The 2,336-nt window shown below is 73.6% G+C and carries 3 protein-coding genes; all 3 read left to right on the plus strand.

Translation table 11 applies throughout. The features are described 5' to 3' along the window. The coding region (yaaA, locus tag EYA84_RS30700) for a peroxide stress protein YaaA (protein WP_131057705.1) at window positions 1-400 on the plus strand (400 nt) is incomplete at its 5' end. Between the two features lie 99 nt (window positions 401-499). Beyond that, window positions 500-1,174 carry a hypothetical protein gene (locus EYA84_RS30705; protein ID WP_131057706.1) on the plus strand — a complete coding sequence of 225 codons (675 nt, stop codon included), beginning with the start codon at window positions 500-502 and terminating at the stop codon, window positions 1,172-1,174. Window positions 1,175-1,324: 150 nt separating this feature from the next. Further along, the gene (locus EYA84_RS30710; protein ID WP_236146058.1) at window positions 1,325-2,287 is read left to right on the plus strand and encodes a TAXI family TRAP transporter solute-binding subunit; all 963 of its coding nucleotides are present in this window, start codon (window positions 1,325-1,327) and stop codon (window positions 2,285-2,287) included. Window positions 2,288-2,336 lie beyond the last annotated feature (49 nt).

Raw genomic sequence — 2,336 nt, forward strand, 5'->3', positions numbered from 1 at the left:
CGGGGCCCGCCTGCCCGGCCCGGGGGCGCTGTCGGCGTACTGGCGGCGGGTGCTGGGGCCGGTGTTGACCGAGGCGGCCGGCACCGCTCCGGTGCTCGACCTGAGGTCCGGCGCGTACGCCGCCACCTGGGCGCCGCGCGGTGCGTCGGCGGAGCGCGTCGTGACGGTGCGGGTGCTGCACGAACGTGAGGTGGACGGGCAGCCGGTGCGGTCGGTGGTCAGTCATTTCAACAAGGCCACCAAGGGCCGTCTGGTGCGGGACCTGCTCCTCGCCGATGCTCGTCCCCGCACCACGGACGCGCTGGTCGCAGCGGTACGGGACCTCAAGTACACGGTGTGCGAGCAGCCCGGCGCACCGGGCCGTCCACGTCAGATCGACGTTGTGGTTTCCGAACTGTAACCAGGCGCAAGATTTCCTCAAGGCTGAGCCGGATCGGTACCACCCACGGGTGTCACAGGTCACCGTAAGGAGGACCCGACACCACAAGGAGGCACTCCGGTGGTTGCCGCACCCATTCTGCTCGACCGGCATCGCCAGGCGACGACGCTCCCGCCGTTGGACTGGACCACGCTGGCCGACGCGTTCGAGACAGCCTGCCTGCTGCGCTGTATGCCGCCTCCGGCGGCTCCCGGTCACCGGTACGTGGGCCAGCAGCCCGCCATCCCGGCGACGATCGAGTTCAACCGGGAGGAGGCGGCGCGGCGTACCCGACAACTCCTCGACCGCCTGCACATCCCGGTCCGGCACGAGACGGCGGTGGGCGGGCTGCGCCGCCGCTACGAACTGCACCAGATCCACATCGCCCGCGAGCACCGTGCGGCGTACGCGGCGATGGTGGAGAACGGCTGGCGGCGCGGCCGCCGGGAGCTGCTCGGGGGCCCGGTGCCCGGTGCCTCGACGGCCCGGCGGTTGTGGCGTACCCGGTTGGCCGCCGCCGCCTGGCGGTCCGCGCTGCTGGCCGGTGGCCGGCACGTCCGCCGACACATCCTCGGCGTCCGGATCACCGACCGGGAGTTGGCCGCCGTGCTGGTGCGCGGCGCCGCACTGCTGGACGTGCCGGCGCTGCTGCGTCCGGGCACCGGCTGCTTCCTGGTCAGTGTCGCGCACGGCCGGGACCGGGAGCAGATCCTGCGCCACGCCGGAGAGGAGGCGGCGCACCGCCCCGTGGCCTGATCCGTGGCCGACCGGACGGCTGGAACGGCTCGCCGGCCACCGGTCGGACCCACCCGGACGGCCCCGGCAGACCTGCCGGGGCCGTCCGGAGAGCGCTTCCGCCGCCTCTGGGCTTGCGTGACAGGGGTCCGGCGGCGCACAGTGCTGCCCGTGAGCCGTACCCGGTACACCGCCCGAGCCCGGCGACGCGGCGCCCGCGCGACGCTGGCGCTGACCGTGCTGCTGGCCCTGCCCGGCCTCAGCGCCTGCCGGGAATCTCCAGATAAGACAGTTCATATCAGGATCGCCACCGGCAGCCCGACCGCCGTGTACCACGCCTTCGGCGAGTCCCTGGCCGCCATCCTCAACCGGGAGCTACCCGACGTCCGGGCCGAGGTGATGGTCACCGCCGCCTCGGCGGAGAACGTCCGGCTCCTCGGTGCCGGCGAGGCCGAACTCGGTTTCACCCAGGCCGACGTGCTGCCCGCCGATCCCGGCCCGCACCCGCAGGTGGTGGCCGTCGCCCGGGTCTACGACGATCTGCTGCACCTGGTCACCACCGCGAACAGCCCGGTGCAGACCCTCACCGAACTGCGGGGGCGGCGGGTGTCGGTGGGCGCGCCCGGTTCCGGCACCGAGATCACCGTGCAGCGGCTGCTCACCGCCGCCGAACTCGACGGCGATCAGGTACGCCAGGAACGGCTCGGCCTCGACGACTCGGTGGCCGCGCTGCGGGAGGGGCGGATCGACGCGTTCTTCTTCTCCGGCGGGTTGCCGGTGCGGGCCGTGGCCCAGTTCGCCCAGGACACCCCGACCCGCATCGTCGATCTCGGCGAGTGGACCGCTCCGCTGCGGGTGGGCAACCCGGAGGTGTACGTGCCCCGGGACATCCCCCGCTCGGTGTACGGCATCGACGCGGTCACCACCGTGGCCAACCCCAACTATCTGCTGGTCCGCGCCGACCTGCCGGAACCGCTGGTCCGCGAGGTGACCCGGTTGCTGATGGAACGGCGCTCCGAGCTGGCCAGCGCCCACCCGGCGGCCGGACGGATGAGCCCCCGCTCGGCGATCGCCACCTCACCCCTGCCGCTGCACCCCGGCGCCGCCGACTACTACCGCGCCAGCAAGCCCTGACCCTCGCCGGCCACCGAGGCGGGCGGCACCGGCTCGGTGGGCGTCGGGC

Origin of the sequence: Verrucosispora sp. SN26_14.1 (assembly GCF_004307965.1) — a bacterium.
GTDB lineage: Bacteria > Actinomycetota > Actinomycetes > Mycobacteriales > Micromonosporaceae > Micromonospora.